A 15,112-nucleotide genomic window follows, 5' to 3' on the forward strand; every position below is an offset into this window, starting at 1 on the left:
CTTCCGATGACGATGACCGAGCAAGCCCGAGACGCAAAGCCAGCCGCGATCGACAAGGAGCGGCTGCGCCTGAAATATCAGGAGGAGCGCAACAAGCGGCTGCGTCCCGACGGCAATGACCAGTATCTCCAGATCAAGGGCCAGCTCGCGCATTATCTCGAGGATCCCTACACGCCGGTGGTGGAGCGCGCGCCGAAGACCGATCACGTCACCTTCGCCTTCATCGGCGGTGGCTTTGCCGGGCTCGCCACTGCATCACGGCTGACCGAGGCCGGGGTCAAGGATGTCCGCATTGTCGAGAAGGGCGGCGATTTCGGCGGCACTTGGTACTGGAACCGGTATCCCGGCGCGCAATGCGACACGGCGTCGATGGTCTACATGCCGCTGCTCGAAGAGACCGGCCACATGCCGTCGGAGAAATACGCGCATGCGCCCGAAATCCTGGCGCATTGCCAGCGCATCGGCCGGCAGTTCAATCTCTACGACAATGCATTGTTTCACACCGAGGTGACGAGCCTCGACTGGGACGCGGCGCAATCGCGCTGGATCGTCCGCACCACCAGGGGCGACGCCTTCACCGCGCAATATGTCGGTATCGGCACCGGCCCGCTGCATGTGCCGAAGCTGCCCGGCATTCCCGGCATCGAGCGCTTCAAGGGCCACTCGTTCCACACCAGCCGCTGGGATTACGACTACACCGGCGGCGATCCCCGGGGCGCGCTGATGGACAAGCTTGCCGACAAGTGCGTCGGCATCATCGGCACCGGCGCAACCTCGGTGCAATGCATTCCGTACCTCGCGCGCGCCTGCAAGGAGCTCTACGTGTTCCAGCGCACGCCATCGTCGGTCGACGTGCGCGGCAATGGCCCGATCGATCCTGACTGGTTCGCCGATATCGCAACCCCAGGCTGGCAACAGCGCTGGCTGGAGAATTTCACCGCCAACCAGGCCGGCGGATCGGCTGAGGAAGACCTGGTGCAGGACGGCTGGACCGACCTGTCGAAGCGGATCCGCGCCAAGGTGATGCTGCTGCCGCGCGAGCAGCGGACTGTGGAAAACATGCGAGCGGTTTTCGAGGATTCTGACTTCGAAAAAATGGAGGAAATCCGCAACCGGGTCGACAGCATCGTCGGCGACCCCGAGACGGCCAGAAACCTCAAGGCCTGGTATGGCCAGCTCTGCAAGCGGCCATGCTTCCACGACGCCTATCTTCAGGCCTTCAACACGCCCGGCACGCATCTGGTGGATACCGACGGCAAGGGTGTCGAAGAGATTACCGAGAATGGGATTGTCGTCGCGGGCAAGGAATACAAGCTCGACTGCATCATCTATGCGTCGGGCTTCGAGGTGGGGACCGAATATCGACGCCGCGCGGGCTTCGATCTGACCGGCCGCGACGGCCTCAAGCTGTCGGAGCATTGGGCCAAGGGCATGCGCACCAAGCACGGCATTCACGTGCATGGCTTCCCCAACGTGTTCTTCGTGCAGCCGACGCAGGGCGCCAACCTCATTTCCAACGTGCCGCACAACCTGACGGAAGCGGCGCGGACCATCGCCCTGATGGTCGCTCATGCGCAGGACAATGGCTTCAAGGAAATCGAAGTCAGCAAGGAAGCCGAGGATCGCTGGGTCGAGCTGCTGCTGACGGCGGTCGGCCGAATGATCGGCGGGCCCGACTGCACGCCCGGCTATTACAACAACGAGGGACGCGAGCCCGGGCCTGCCGCCAAGCTCAATGTCGGCTATCCGGCGGGCGCGTTGGCCTACTTCAAATACATCGACGGCTGGCGCCGCAGCGGCCAGTTCGAAGGCGTGCAATTCCGCTGAGGGATGCGCGATCGGGACTGATTTTCTGCCAGATGAGGGAGTGCCTGAGTATGACCCAGACAACCGCAGGTGAGACGTCGCACGAAGTTCCGAAGGCGGCATCCGCGCCGGTCATCGCGCAGCATGAAGCAACGCTGAAAGCGCTGCCGTTCGCCGATACCAGGGATTTCGACGATGCCGCGCGCGGCTTCCTCGGCACCATCGAGAACGCGCGCGTCACCTCGGCCCAGGGCAGGGTGGTCTGGAGCCTCGAGCCTTACGGCTTCCTCTCCGACGAGAAGGCGCCTGCGACCGTCGATCCGAGCCTGTGGCGGCAATCGCGGCTCAACATGCATCACGGCCTGTTCGAGGTGGTGCCGGGCGTCTACCAGGTGCGCGGGCTCGACATCGCCAACATGACGCTGATCGAGGGCGAGAAGGGCGTCATCGTGGTCGACACCCTGACCTCGATCGAGGGCGCACGCGCCGCGATGGAGCTGTATTTCCAGCATCGCGGCAAGCGGCCGGTCGCCGCCTTGATCTTCACCCATACCCACACCGACCATTGGGGCGGCGCGCGCGGCGTGCTCGACGACGCCATGCTGGCGGCCGGCGTGCCGATCATCGCGCCGAACTTCTTCATGGAGCACGCGGTCTCCGAGAACATCATCGCAGGGCCGGCGATGCTGCGCCGCGCGCAATACCAGTTCGGACCGTTCCTTGCCAAGGGCGTGCGCGGCCAGGTCGATTGCGGCTTGGGCAAGACAATGGCGGCGGGCGGTGTGGCGCTGCTGCGGCCGACCGATCTGATCATCGCGACCGGCGACAAGCGCGTGATCGACGGCGTCGAGTTCGAATTCCAGATGGCGCCGAACAGCGAAGCGCCGGCCGAGATGCACTTCTTCATTCCGCGCTACAAACTCTTGAACCTCGCGGAGAACTGCACGCACAACTTCCACAACCTGCTGCCGTTCCGCGGCGCCGATGTACGCGATGCGCTGGCTTGGTCGAAATATCTCGGCGAGGCGTTGCAGATGTGGGGCGGCAAGGCCGAGGCGATGTGCGGCCAGCATCATTGGCCGGTGTGGGGGCGGGAGCGGATCGACACCATGATCCGCCAGCAGCGCGATCTCTATAAATACGCGCATGACCAGACCATCCGGCTGATGAACCACGGCCTCAATGCGGCCGAGATTGCCGAGACGATCCGGCTGCCCTCGAGCCTCGAAGGCGCCTGGCACGGCCGCGGCTATTACGGCCACATCAGGCACAATGTGAAGGCGATCTACCAGAAGTATCTCGGCTGGTACGACGCCAATCCGGTCAACCTCGATTCCTTGCCGCCGGTCGATGCCGGCAAGAAGTATGTCGAGTATATGGGCGGCGCCGACGCGATCCTGAAACGCGCCACCGCCGATTTCGCCAAGGGTGAATTCCGTTTTGTGGCGCAGGCGGTCAGCCACCTCGTGTTCGCCGAGCCTGATAATCAGGCGGCGCGCGCGTTGCTGGCCGACACGTTCGAGCAGCTCGGCTATGCCGCCGAGAGCTCGACCTGGCGCAACGCCTATCTGTTCGGCGCCCAGGAGCTGCGGCAGGGCATGCCGAAGACGCCGCCGCGCTCGCCGATGCCGCGCGAGACGCTGGCTGCACTCCGCACCGAGCAGCTCTGGGACGTGCTCGGCGTCCGCCTCAACGGCCCCAAGGCCGAAGGCAAGCGCATCGTGCTGAACTGGAATTTTACCGATACGGGCGAGAGCTTCGTGCTCAACCTCGAGAACTCGGCCCTGACCTACGTCAAGGGCGCGCAGGCCGCCGATGCGCACGCCAGCTTCACGCTGGCGCGCAGCGTGCTGGACGAGGTGATCGCCAAGCTGACCACGTTCCCGGACGCCGTCGGCGCCGGCAAGGTCAAGGTATCAGGCGAGCCGCTGCGGCTCGGCGAATTGATGATGCTGATGGACGAATTCCCGCGGATGTTCGAGATCGTCGAGCCGAAGCGGACAGTGGTGACGTAGTGCCGCGCGCAGAATTGCAACCGTCACCCTGAGGAGCGCGGAACGCGCGTCTCGAAGGGTCGACGGCCCGGCTGGTGGCCGTGCATCCTTCGAGGCTCGCTCCGCTCACACCTCAGGATGACGGGACATTCAGATGTGGCCACGTCATTGCGAGGTGCAAAGCGACGAAGCAATCCATCCGTCGCGGGATCGAGCAACTCCGCCACCGTCACCCTGAGGAGCGCGTAGCGCGTCTCGAAGGGTCGACGGCCCGGCTGGTGGCCGATTCATCCTTCGAGGCTCGCTCCGCTCGCACCTCCAGCGACAAAAGGCGAAGCCTTTGCGCGGGGATGACGGTTCGATAGTTGGGCCTGTCAAATCCCGAGATACGCCGCCTGCACCTGCTTGTTGTTGGCGAGTTCAGCGCTTGTTCCCTGCATGATCACGTTGCCGCTTTCCAGCACATAGGCGCGCTGCACCAGCGACAGCGCGCGGCTGACATTCTGCTCGACCAAGAGGATCGCGGTGCCCATCTTGTGGATCTCGGCGATCTTCTCGAAGGTGACGTCGGTCATGACAGGCGCAAGGCCCAGCGAAGGCTCGTCCAGCATCAACAGGCGGGGCTTCAGCATCAGCCCGCGGCCGACCGCGACCATCTGCTGCTCGCCGCCGCTCATGGTGCCGGCGAGCTGTTTCCTGCGGTCGGCGAGCCGCGGGAAGATGCTGTAGACGAGCTCCATCGTGCGCCCGCGATCCGCCTTGGCCTTCGGCGTGTAGGCGCCGATCTCAAGATTTTCCTGTACCGTCATTTCCGGGAACACCTGGCGGCCTTCCGGGACATGCGCGATGCCGAGCTCGGGGATGCGGTAGGGCGGCAGCGTCGCGAGGTCGACGCCGTCGAAGGTGACCTTGCCGGCGAACAGTTTCACGAGGCCGGAGACGGCGCGCAGCGTCGTGCTCTTGCCAGCGCCGTTGGCCCCCAGCAGGCCGACGGCTTCGCCCTCGCCGATGGAGATGCTGACGTCGGTGATGGCGGGGACCGAGCCGTAGCTGGCGCTGACGCGGGAGAGCTCAAGCATGGGCGTCTCCCTGCGCCGGCGGATGCACGTAGGAGCCGAGATAGGCGCGGATCACTTCCGGATTCTCCACTATCTCCTTTGGCGTACCCTCGGCGATCTTCTGGCCGTGGTCGAGCACCACGATGTGACGGGCCACCGCCATGATCGCGCGCATCACGTGCTCGACGATCACGATTGTCAGGCCGCGCGCCGAGAGTTTCTTCACCAGCGCCACCGCCTGGTCGATCTCGGCCGGGTTGAGCCCGGCCATCACCTCGTCGAGCAGCAGGATCCGTGGCTGGGTCGCCAGCGCGCGGGCCATCTCCAGCCGGCGCTGGTCGATGGTGGTGAGATCCTTGGCCGGCGTCTGCTCCTTGGCGCCGAGGCCGACGAACTCGATCGCCTCAAGCGCCTTGTTGCGTGCGGCGGCGACATGGCGGTCACGCAGGAAGGCGCCGGTCATCACATTGGCGAGCACCGTCATCGCGCCGAACGGCTTCGCCACCTGGAAGGTGCGGGCGAGGCCGAGCGCGCAGACGTCGTGTGGCCGTAAGCCCACGACTTCGTGGCCGAAGGCGAGCACCGATCCGAAGTCCGGCCGATGAAATCCCGTGATCAAATGAAAGCTCGTGGTCTTGCCGGCGCCGTTCGGCCCGATCAGCGCGACCGTCTCGTTCTCCTGCACTGTGAAGCTGACGTCCTGCACCGCGCGCAGGCCGCCGAAGCGCTTGCTGAGACCCTTGATGACCAGTGCTTCCGCCATCGCAACGGCCCTCAGGCGCGCGCCGGCTTGCGCCGGACATAGCGGTGATAGATATCGGTCGCAAATCCGATCAGCCCGGTCGGCCGCCACAGGATCACCGCCATCAGGATCAGGCTGTAGACGGTGAGCTGGATGCCGCCGACCGAGCTGCCGAGCCAGCTTTGCAGCAGCGCGGAAGTTGTCTCCAGCAGCACGGTGCCGATCACCGGGCCCCACAACGTGCCGATGCCGCCGACGATCGAGACCAGCGCGGCCTCGATCGAGACGCTGAAGCTGAACGCGGTCGCGGGATCGATGAAGTAGATGTACTGGGTGTAGAAGGTGCCAGCGAGCGCGGTCAGGAACGCGCTGATCATGTAGATGTCGCGCTTGACCTTCGGTGCGTTGACGCCGATCGCCTCGGCCGCATCCTCATCCTCGCCGATCGCAACGAGGTAGTAGCCGATCCAGGATTTCTCGATTTGGTGTGTGATCCACAGGCCGACCACGAGCAGGCCAAGCACGACGTAGTAGTACGACGACTTCTCCTCGAACTGCATCATCAGCGGCGCGCTGCCGAGGTTCGGGATCGTGGTGCCTTCGGCGCCCCAGGCGAAGTCGCGGAACTTGAGGAAGATCAGCATCAGCACCTGGGCGGTCGCGATGGTGGCGATGGTGAAATAGGGGCCGCGCAGACGGAAGCAGAGCCAGCCGATCGGCAGGCTCGCCAGCATCGCGACCACGCCGCCCGCGATCATCCCGATCCAGGGCGAGATGCCGTAGTTCACCTGCATGATGGTCGAGGTGTAGGCGCCGAGCCCGAAATAGGCTGCGTGACCGAGCGACAGCTGCTTGGCATAGCCGCCCATCAGGTTCCAGGCGACGCCGATGAAGGAGAACAGCAGGATGCGGATGAAGATGTCGATCGCAAAAGACGAGGTGACGAGCTGGGGCAGGACGAGCATGACGGCGGCCCCGATAGCGAGCCACAGCCATTTCATGTTGCCGGAGGTCAGCATCAGCGGCCCCTCCTGGCGCCGAGCCCGCTCGGCCTGAAGGCAAGTGTCAACAGCAGCAGCGCGAACACCACGATCAGGCCTGAATCGGCGCCGACGAACTGGATACCGAGCGATTCCGCCACGCCCATCATCAGGCTCGCGACCAGCGCGCCCATCACATTGCCGAGCGTGCCCATCACGACGGCGACGAACGCCATCAGCACGAACACCTGGCCGACGAATGGATAGGCCGAATAGAACGGCATCAAGAGCGAGCCGGCGGCACCAGCGAGCGCCAGTGCAGTGCCGAACGCGACCGCGAACACACGGTTGGGATTGATCCCCATCAGCATCGCGACGTCGCGGTTCTGCGACGCCGCGCGCATGGCGCGGCCGAGATCGGTGGTGTGCAGGAACACCCAGAGCAGCCCGCTGAGCGCCATCGCGACCGCGAAGGCGATCAGTTTCGCCACCGGAATGTACAGCCCGCCGATGTGCCACGCTTCATCCGAATAGGAGGTATGGACGGTGCGGTAATTGGCGCTGAACAGCATCAGCGAGAGATTGAGTAGCAATAGCGACAGCGCAAAGGTCAGGAAGATCTGCGGCATGTCGTTCGGCCCGAGCACCCTGCGGATCAGGAAGTGCTGGATCAGGACGCCGGCGAGGAACAGCACCGGCATCGAGACCACCAGCGAGACCAGCGGATCGATGCCGAACTGAGTGGCGAGGAAGAACGAGATATACATCCCGATCATCACGAATTCGCCTTGGGCGAAGTTGACGATCTTGACCACGCCGAAGATCAGCGTGACGCCGATGCTGACCAGCGCGTAGATGCCGCCGATGAGCAGGCCGTTGATGACAGCCTGGGCCAATGTCTCCCACATGCGATGCGACCGCGGTTCAGGTCTTCATCAGCGGGGCGCGGGCGTCTTCCTTGGGGAAGATGCTGGCGAGATCGGCGTTCTGCCACTGCACGCCGACCGGACGGCCATAGACGTTCTTGCCGTCGGGGCCGAACTTCACCTTGCCGCCCGGGGCCATCGCCGCGTAACCCGAGGAGACGTCGAGTGTCGAGAGTGCCTCGCGCACCTTCTTCGGATCGGCGGAGGCGGCGCGCTCCAGCGCGTCGGCCAGCATGAAGGTCTGCGCGACCAGGCCGCCGGCATATTCGAACGCGAACTCGCCGGTGCGCTTCTTGAACTCGGCGTTGACCTTCTGCGCATCGTCGTTGACGTCGTGGTTCCAGTGCGCGACGCCCTGCAGGCCTTCGGCGGCCTTGCCGACATTCTTGTAGAAGTCCGGCATCACGAAGCCGCCCGAGCCGCCATTGATCGCGATGTTGAGCCCGACCTGCTTCACCGTGCGCACGATCAGGATGAGGTCGTTGAGATAGGACAGCGAGAACAGCGTGTTGGCGCCGGAGGCCTTGACCTTGTTGATCAGCGGGCTCGCATCGGTGAAGCCGGCCGAGTAGGGCTCGAACATCACGATCTCGACGCCTTCGCCGGGCGCCAGCTCCTTCAGCCCGTTCGAGGTCGAGGTGCCGAATGCGGTGTTCTCGAAGATGACGGCGACTTTGGCCTGGTCGCTGACGAGCTTGGCCATCTGCAACTGCGCCTTGGCGAATTGCGAGGCGCGCGCGAACGGCGTGAAGGTGTAGGTGCGTCCCTTGTTGAGCTGGTCGGAGCTCGATCCGGTGATGATCGGAACCCTGGCGCGCTCGCAGACTTCGCTTGCGATCAGGGTCAGCGCGCTGGCGTAGCAGCCATGGATCGCCGACAGCTTGTTGCCGGTGATGAGCCGGTCGGTCTCGGTGCGTGTCACCGTGGTGTCGCTCTGCACGTCGGAGACGATGAGGTTGAGCTTGGCGCCGCCGAGCGACTTGATGCCGCCGTCTTCGTTGACCATGTCGACCGCGAGCTTGGCTGCTGCGACGCAGCCGACGCCGATCTGCGCCATGCTGCCGGTGCTCGGATAGAGCGCGCCGATATTGATCGGGTCGGCGGCCCAGCCGCGCAGCGGGACGGCGCCGAATGCGCCGGCCGCGAGCACGCCGCCGGTTTTGACCAGGAACTTGCGGCGGTTCAGCTTTGTCCGTGAGGCCTTGGTCGGCGCGGCATTATTAATGGCCGACGGCTTGCGGTCCCCTGTCATGGCGTTCCCCCTGTGCGACGGCGGCACAGTTGCTCCGTCCCGCGCGCTTATTATTTTTTGCTCAAGCGGGGCGCATAAGAGCACGTAATTCGGCAATCGCAAAGGCGATATCGGCCGGGTTCACGGGGGAAAGGCGTTGCGGCTGGTGCGTCGCAGCAATCGCGCGACGCGCGCATGTGAGCCGCTTCGCTGCATGAGAGTTCCCGCCGGATGCGATGGTATTATTGACAATCGAATGACCGACCGACCGGCACAGAGGGGTGCCGGCCGGTCCGCCGGATCATTCGATCGGCCGCTGCAACGGCTATTCCGCGCTCGACACCAGCTTGAAGCGCGGCTTGGCTTCCATCAGGCTGCGATAAGCGGCGAGATAGTCGAGCGCCATCCGGCGCGCGGTGAAGCGGGTCTCGAACTGCTTGCGGATGGCGTCGCGGTTGAGCGTCGAAAGCCGGCCGACCGAGGAGATCGCGCTGATCTCGTCCTCGACGATGAAGCCGGTCAGGCCATCCTCGATGATCTCGGGCACCGAGCCGCGGTTATAGGCGATGACGGGCGTGCCGCAGGCCATCGCTTCGATCATCACGAGGCCGAACGGCTCGGGCCAGTCGATTGGAACCAGCAGCCCGATCGCGCCGCTGAGAAAATGCGGCTTCTCGCGGTCGCTGATCTCGCCGATGAACTCGATCAGCGGATTGTTGGTGATCAGCGGCTTGATCAACTCGTCGTAATATTCCTGGTCGGCGCGATCGACCTTGGCTGCGATCTTCAGCGGAATGCCGCAGCGGGTCGCGATCTTGATCGCGCGATCGACGCCTTTCTCCGGCGCGATGCGCCCGAGCACGGCGAGATAGGATTGCTTGGTCGGTTGCGGCGTCAGCAAATTCTCCGGCAGGCCGTGATGGATGGTGCGCACCCAGTGCGCCTGCGGTACCGGCCGCCGCTGGGCATTGGAGATCGAGATCACCGGGATCTTGGAGAAGGTGTTGAAGACGGGCTGGTGCTCCGGCAGGTCGAGCCGTCCGTGCAGCGTGGTCACGAACGGCGTCGGCTGCCGCGAGAACGCCGACCACGGATAGTAGTCGAGATGGAAATGCAGGAAGTCGAACTCGTCGTCGTCGGCTTTCTGCCGGACGCGCTCCAGCATCACCATGTGCAGCGCATTGGGGTCGCGGACGGAACCGTCGAGCCGCAGTGCCTTCGGCCAGGTCGCATCGAGCTTCGCGGAGGTCTGTGAGTCGCCGCTGGCGAACAACGTCACGTCATGTCCAAGTGTTACAAGTTCTTCGGTCAGCCAGTGCACGACCCGTTCGGTGCCGCCGTAGAGCTTGGGGGGAACAGCCTCCGTCAGCGGGGCAACCTGCGCGATGCGCATTTCTCCGTCTCCTGTTTTGTGGTGTGGATGGCCCTCAGCCCTCTGATGGCAGCGACATGCCAATGACGGGAACGTTCTCGCACGTGCGAGGTTCCTTAGGTGGGGGAGATCTGCCGCTTCTTTCTTCCATCACACTGTGGTCTTGCTGATGCCATCTCGCTCCAACACGTTTTTGCCGACGCCAGCGTTGCAAAAATGCCGTGCAGTGATGGCTGCATCAAGGAATCCCAACGCCGCCCTTCACGTCATCGTGCACGAGAGCTTCGACTAAAATTTTCTCGTTCACCTTCAACAGCTTTTGCAGGACGTCATGGACCATCTGTCAGGATACGCGCATCGCCCGTTCCCCTTTGTGCTGCGCTATCTGCGCCGGCGGCTTCCGTCGCATGTTGTGATTTTGTCGGCCGTCGTCGCGGCGGTTGCCTGCTCGGTAGGCACGCAATACGGCGTGAAGAATCTGGTCGATGCGTTGTCGGCAGGGCCGTCGGCCGCGAATGGCGTATGGCTGGCATTCGCTCTGCTCATGTCGCTGATCGCAGCCGACAATTTTTTGTGGCGGATCGCGAGCTGGACCGCGAGCTATACCTTCGTCAGCGTCAGCGGCGACCTTCGCCGCGACATGTTCCGACATCTCACCGGCCACGCGCCGAGCTACTTCACGGACCGGCTGCCGGGCATGCTGACCAGCCGGATCACGGCGACGTCGAACGCGGTCTACACCGTCCAGAACATGTTCGTATGGAACGTGTTGCCGCCTTGCATCGCGACCGTGGCGGCGATCACCCTGGTTGGAACCGTCAGCGTGACAATGTCAGCAGTGCTGATCCTGATTGCGGGAACCATGGTGGTAGCCATGTTCCGCATGGCGGCCGCCGGCAGACCGCTGCATGACGATTTCGCCAACAGGGCGGCGGCGGTGGACGGCGAAATGGTCGACGTCATCAACAACCTGCCGCTGGTGCGCGCGTTCTGTGGCCTCGGCTATGAGCACGACCGCTTCGATGCGACCGTCAATCGGGAACTTGTGGCGCGCGGCCGTTCCCTGCGCTATCTCGAAAAGCTTCGCCTCGTTCACGCTGCCGTGACCGTCATTCTGACGATCGCGATGCTGGCCTGGGCTCTCAATCTCTGGCAGCAGGGCGCAGCGACCACCGGCGACGTCGTGCTGGTCTGCACGCTCGGCATCTCGATCCTCAGCGCCACCCGCGATCTCGCCGTTGCGCTGGTCGACGTCACCCAGCATGTCGCCCGGCTTACCGAGGCGCTGGCGACGCTGTTGCAGCCGCATGAGCTGAAGGACCATCCCGAAGCCGAGGTACTGGTGAAGAGCGGCGCGGCGATCGCCTTCAACAATGTCTCGTTCCGCTATCCCGGCGGTTTGCAGGTGTTCGAGCGTTTCAGCCTGCGCATCCAACCCGGACAGCGGGTCGGCCTGGTTGGCCAATCCGGCGGCGGCAAGTCAACACTGTTTACCCTTCTGCAGCGCTTCTACGACGTCGAGCAGGGCAACATCACGGTCGACGGCCAGGACATCTCGCGCGTCACCCAGCTGAGCCTGCGCGCGGCGATCTCGGTCGTGCCGCAGGACATCTCGCTGTTCCACCGGTCGATCCTGGAGAACATCCGTTACGGCCGGCCGGATGCCACCGACGACGAGGTGCGGCGGGCGGCGATCGCCGCGCGCTGCGACTTCATCGAGAGCTTGCCGGAGGGCATGAACACCATCGTCGGCGACCGCGGCGTCAAGGTCTCCGGCGGCCAGCGCCAGCGGATCGCGATCGCGCGCGCCTTCCTGAAGGACGCGCCGATCCTGCTGCTCGACGAGGCCACCGCGGCGCTCGACGCCGACTCCGAGGAGGCGATCCGCGAGGCGTTGTCGCGGCTGATGCGCGGGCGTACGGTGGTGGCGATCGCGCACCGCCTCGCGACGCTGCGTAGCTTCGACCGCGTGCTCGTGCTGCAGGGCGGCCGGATCGTCGAGGACGGTCCGCCCGACATCCTCGTGAAGGGACGGGGTCCGTACCGCGACCTGGTCGCGCGCGAGATGGGCCGCCTCTCCACCAGCGCGGCCTGACCCCGCGTCATCAAGCGCGGTCTTGCGTTCCGGTGGGTTCGTTCGAGCCAGGATACGAGCCAAGAGTCAGGTCAAGAGTCGGGCCAAGCAAAGTCGCCAGAGGTTCAGATGGCAGCTGACGTCGTTACGCAGATCATCACTGCTCGCATCACTGAGCACGTCGCCGAATCGCCGTTCTACATTCCGATGACCGGGCCCGCGGCGCGGCCGCGGCGCTCGCTCAAGCATGACGACACCTTCATCGTGCTCGACAGCCATGGCGATATCGGCGCCTCGGCCGGCGGGCCGGACGGCTTGTTCAACGCCGATACGCGCTACCTCGCGCGGCTGGAAATGGTGCTTGAGGACGTGCAGCCGCTCCTGCTCGGCTCCAACATGCGCGACGACAATTCGGCGCTGACGGTCGATCTCACCAATTCCGACGTCTATCGCGACGGCCGTCTGACCCTGCAGAAGGATACGCTGCACATCGTGCGCTCGATCTTCCTGTGGCGCGGCACCGCCTATCAGCGGATCGGCCTGCAGAACCACGGCGAACACATCGCGAGCTTCGATCTGACGCTGCTGTTCGACAATGATTTTGCCGACCTGTTCGAGGTGCGCGGCGAGCGGCGGCCGCGGCGTGGCATCGGCTCGAGCAAGCTGCTCGGCCCGACCGACGTTGTGCTGGAATATTGCGGCCTCGACGAGCAGACGCGGATCACCGCGCTGCATTTCGATCCGCGGCCGACCCGGCTGTCGGTCAACACTGCGACCTATCATTTCGACCTCGAGCCGGGGCATGTGACGTCGCTGTTCGTCGCGGTGTCCTGCAACAAGCCGATCATGCACAAGCCGGTGCCGTTCTTCCGCGGGCTCCTGGCGCATCGTCGGGAGATGCGGAGCTCGACGGCCGGTGCGGCCAGCATCGAGACCTCGAACAACATCTTCAATGAGGTGCTGTGCCAGGCGATGGCCGACCTCAACATGCTGATGACGGAGACGCCGCAGGGACGCTATCCGTATGCCGGCATTCCCTGGTATTCGACGACGTTCGGCCGGGACGGGCTGATCACCGCGCTGCAGATGCTGTGGGTCGATCCGCGGATCGCCAAGGGCGTGTTGAAGCGGCTCGCGCTGTTCCAGGCCAAAGTGGTCGATCCCTTGTCCGATGCCGCGCCGGGCAAGATCCTGCACGAGATGCGCGGTGGCGAGATGGCCGCGCTGCGCGAGGTGCCGTTCGCGCATTACTACGGCAGCGTCGATTCGACCCCGCTGTTCGTGCTGCTCGCCGGGCTCTATCTGGAGCGCACCGGCGATTTGGAGACGTTGCGCGAGCTGTGGCCGGCGGTCGAGGCCGGCTTGCAATGGATCGACGGTCCGGGCGATCCCGACCGCGATGGATTCGTCGAGTATCAGCGCGCCACCGAGGAGGGGCTGCGGAACCAGGGCTGGAAGGATTCCTTCGACGCCATCTTCCACGCCGACGGCTCGCTTGCCGAGGGCAATATCGCGCTGGCGGAAGTGCAGGGCTACGTGTTCGCGGGCAAGCAGCTTGCCGCGCGGGCGGCGCGTAAGCTCGGCTTCGCGGACCAAGCCGCTAGGCTTGATGCCGAGGCCGAGCGGCTGCGCGAGCGGTTCGAGGCGGCGTTCTGGTGCGAGGAGCTCGGCACCTATGCGCTCGCGCTCGACGGCGCCAAGCGGCCGTGCAAGGTGCGCACGTCGAATGCCGGACAGACCTTGTTTTCCGGCATGGTGCGCGAAGACCGCGCGCGGCGGGTTGCCGCCGACCTGATGAGCCAGAGATTCTTCTCGGGCTGGGGCATCCGCACCGTCGCCGTGGGCGAGGCGCGCTACAACCCGATGTCCTATCATGACGGCTCGATCTGGCCGCATGACAATGCGCTGATCGCACTCGGATTTGCCCGCTACGGCCTGAAGCATTCGGTCGCCCATCTGTTCAAGGGCCTGTTCGACGCCGCGAGCTATATGGAGCTGCGGCGGCTGCCCGAGCTGTTCTGCGGCTTCCGCCGCGAGCGCCGCCGCGGCCCGGTGCTTTATCCGGTGGCCTGCGTACCGCAGGCCTGGGCGAGCGCGACGCCGTTCACGCTGCTGGAGGCCGCACTCGGGCTGGAGTTCGACACCACGCGCGGCGAGATACGCTTGCGCGATCCGCGGCTGCCGGAATTCCTCAACGACGTGGTGCTGCGCGACCTCCGGCTCGGCGCGTCCAGCGTCGATTTGCGGCTGCGGCGACACGACGGCGAGGTGTCACTCGAAGTGTTGCGCACGCGCGGCCAGATCCAGGTGTCGATCGTGCTGACGCATTGATCGTCGTCGCACGGCACGCGCGCGCGAAATCGTGGGGAGAGGTATATGCGTCCGAGGATCATGGTGATGCTGGTTGGAGCGGTCCTGCTGACATGCGCGGGTGTCCGCGCCGCCGACGACGAAGGCAAGACGCCGCCGGCAACACCGGCGCCGCCAGCAGCCGCTGCACCGAAGGAGCAGGCCAAGGAACCCTCCAAGGAGCCGTCGCCGCCGCCTTCGGTGACCGTGATCGGTGCGCGCGATGCGCACGGCATTCTCGGGCGCGACGTGCGCAGTTCCGCCAATGAGGATATGGGCCGCATTGTCGACGTCATCGTCGACCGCGACGGCAAAGTCCGCGCCGCCGTGATCGATTTCGGCGGCTTTCTCGGCGTCGGCAGCCGCAAGATCGTGGTCGATTGGAACGCACTGCGCTTCGCCGGCGTTTCCAGCAAGAGCGACAGCATCACGCTGGACCTCAACAAGCAGCAGGTGAGCGCTGCGCCCGAATACAAGGAAGATACGCCGCTGATCGTGCTTGGCGCGGCCGGCAGTCTTCATCCATGGGATTACGAACATTAGGGGGCTAAAGCTGGTCGCGCGCCCGGACTCTGCTTTC

General features: G+C 64.7%; 11 protein-coding genes. 5 read left to right on the top strand and 6 right to left on the bottom strand.

Annotation, left to right across the window (positions count from 1 at the left end):
• Nucleotides 1-6: 6 nt before the first annotated feature.
• Together JQ573_RS05785 and JQ573_RS05790 are read left to right on the top strand one after the other, a co-directional pair.
• Complete coding sequence (locus JQ573_RS05785; protein ID WP_212311316.1) at nt 7-1,827, top strand: NAD(P)/FAD-dependent oxidoreductase; 1,821 nt, start codon at nt 7-9, stop codon at nt 1,825-1,827.
• A gap of 50 nt (nt 1,828-1,877) precedes the next feature.
• A complete protein-coding gene (locus JQ573_RS05790; RefSeq protein ID WP_212311315.1) occupies nt 1,878-3,821 on the top strand; it encodes an alkyl/aryl-sulfatase in 1,944 nt (647 codons plus the stop codon).
• A gap of 353 nt (nt 3,822-4,174) precedes the next feature.
• On the opposite strand, the gene JQ573_RS05795 is transcribed toward JQ573_RS05790, so the two are convergent.
• The 6 genes from JQ573_RS05795 to JQ573_RS05820 all read right to left on the bottom strand — a co-directional run bounded on the left by JQ573_RS05795 (nt 4,175) and on the right by JQ573_RS05820 (nt 10,130).
• Nucleotides 4,175-4,879, bottom strand: a complete 705-nt coding sequence (locus JQ573_RS05795; protein ID WP_212311314.1) for an ABC transporter ATP-binding protein — start codon at nt 4,877-4,879, stop codon at nt 4,175-4,177.
• Entirely contained in the window at nt 4,872-5,621 is a 750-nt protein-coding gene (locus JQ573_RS05800) for an ABC transporter ATP-binding protein (protein WP_212311313.1), read from the bottom strand. The genes JQ573_RS05795 and JQ573_RS05800 overlap by 8 nt, the downstream gene beginning before the upstream one ends.
• 11 nt (nt 5,622-5,632) lie before the next feature.
• Nucleotides 5,633-6,619: a branched-chain amino acid ABC transporter permease gene (locus tag JQ573_RS05805; RefSeq protein ID WP_212311312.1), complete on the bottom strand. Its 987-nt coding sequence runs from the start codon at nt 6,617-6,619 to the stop codon at nt 5,633-5,635.
• Nucleotides 6,619-7,476 carry a branched-chain amino acid ABC transporter permease gene (locus JQ573_RS05810; protein WP_249131229.1) on the bottom strand — a complete coding sequence of 286 codons (858 nt, stop codon included), beginning with the start codon at nt 7,474-7,476 and terminating at the stop codon, nt 6,619-6,621. The genes JQ573_RS05805 and JQ573_RS05810 overlap by 1 nt, the downstream gene beginning before the upstream one ends.
• A 28-nt stretch (nt 7,477-7,504) precedes the next feature.
• Nucleotides 7,505-8,758 carry an ABC transporter substrate-binding protein gene (locus tag JQ573_RS05815; RefSeq protein ID WP_212311311.1) on the bottom strand — a complete coding sequence of 418 codons (1,254 nt, stop codon included), beginning with the start codon at nt 8,756-8,758 and terminating at the stop codon, nt 7,505-7,507.
• A gap of 304 nt (nt 8,759-9,062) precedes the next feature.
• Nucleotides 9,063-10,130: a glycosyltransferase family 4 protein gene (locus tag JQ573_RS05820; protein ID WP_212311310.1), complete on the bottom strand. Its 1,068-nt coding sequence runs from the start codon at nt 10,128-10,130 to the stop codon at nt 9,063-9,065.
• A gap of 310 nt (nt 10,131-10,440) precedes the next feature.
• On the opposite strand from JQ573_RS05820, the gene JQ573_RS05825 reads away from it, so the two are divergent.
• The 3 genes from JQ573_RS05825 to JQ573_RS05835 all read left to right on the top strand — a co-directional run bounded on the left by JQ573_RS05825 (nt 10,441) and on the right by JQ573_RS05835 (nt 15,075).
• Complete coding sequence (locus JQ573_RS05825; protein WP_212311309.1) at nt 10,441-12,204, top strand: ABC transporter ATP-binding protein; 1,764 nt, start codon at nt 10,441-10,443, stop codon at nt 12,202-12,204.
• 108 nt (nt 12,205-12,312) lie between these two features.
• Nucleotides 12,313-14,514: an amylo-alpha-1,6-glucosidase gene (locus JQ573_RS05830; RefSeq protein WP_212311308.1), complete on the top strand. Its 2,202-nt coding sequence runs from the start codon at nt 12,313-12,315 to the stop codon at nt 14,512-14,514.
• Nucleotides 14,515-14,559: 45 nt separating this feature from the next.
• Complete coding sequence (locus tag JQ573_RS05835; RefSeq protein WP_249131230.1) at nt 14,560-15,075, top strand: PRC-barrel domain-containing protein; 516 nt, start codon at nt 14,560-14,562, stop codon at nt 15,073-15,075.
• The last annotated feature ends 37 nt before the right edge of the window (nt 15,076-15,112 follow it).

Origin of the sequence: Bradyrhizobium sp. AUGA SZCCT0105, from assembly GCF_018129565.1 — a bacterium.
GTDB lineage: Bacteria > Pseudomonadota > Alphaproteobacteria > Rhizobiales > Xanthobacteraceae > Bradyrhizobium.

Bases quoted from the DNA above. Each gene is read 5' to 3' on its own strand.
- JQ573_RS05790 (WP_212311315.1), top strand. From the start codon at position 1,878: ATGACCCAGACAACCGCAGGTGAGACGTCGCACGAAGTTCCGAAGGCG.
- JQ573_RS05795 (WP_212311314.1), bottom strand. From the start codon at position 4,879: ATGCTTGAGCTCTCCCGCGTCAGCGCCAGCTACGGCTCGGTCCCCGCC.
- JQ573_RS05805 (WP_212311312.1), bottom strand. From the start codon at position 6,619: ATGCTGACCTCCGGCAACATGAAATGGCTGTGGCTCGCTATCGGGGCC.
- JQ573_RS05830 (WP_212311308.1), top strand. From the start codon at position 12,313: ATGGCAGCTGACGTCGTTACGCAGATCATCACTGCTCGCATCACTGAG.
- JQ573_RS05820 (WP_212311310.1), bottom strand. From the start codon at position 10,130: ATGCGCATCGCGCAGGTTGCCCCGCTGACGGAGGCTGTTCCCCCCAAG.
- JQ573_RS05825 (WP_212311309.1), top strand. From the start codon at position 10,441: ATGGACCATCTGTCAGGATACGCGCATCGCCCGTTCCCCTTTGTGCTG.
- JQ573_RS05785 (WP_212311316.1), top strand. From the start codon at position 7: ATGACGATGACCGAGCAAGCCCGAGACGCAAAGCCAGCCGCGATCGAC.
- JQ573_RS05835 (WP_249131230.1), top strand. From the start codon at position 14,560: ATGCGTCCGAGGATCATGGTGATGCTGGTTGGAGCGGTCCTGCTGACA.
- JQ573_RS05800 (WP_212311313.1), bottom strand. From the start codon at position 5,621: ATGGCGGAAGCACTGGTCATCAAGGGTCTCAGCAAGCGCTTCGGCGGC.
- JQ573_RS05815 (WP_212311311.1), bottom strand. From the start codon at position 8,758: ATGACAGGGGACCGCAAGCCGTCGGCCATTAATAATGCCGCGCCGACC.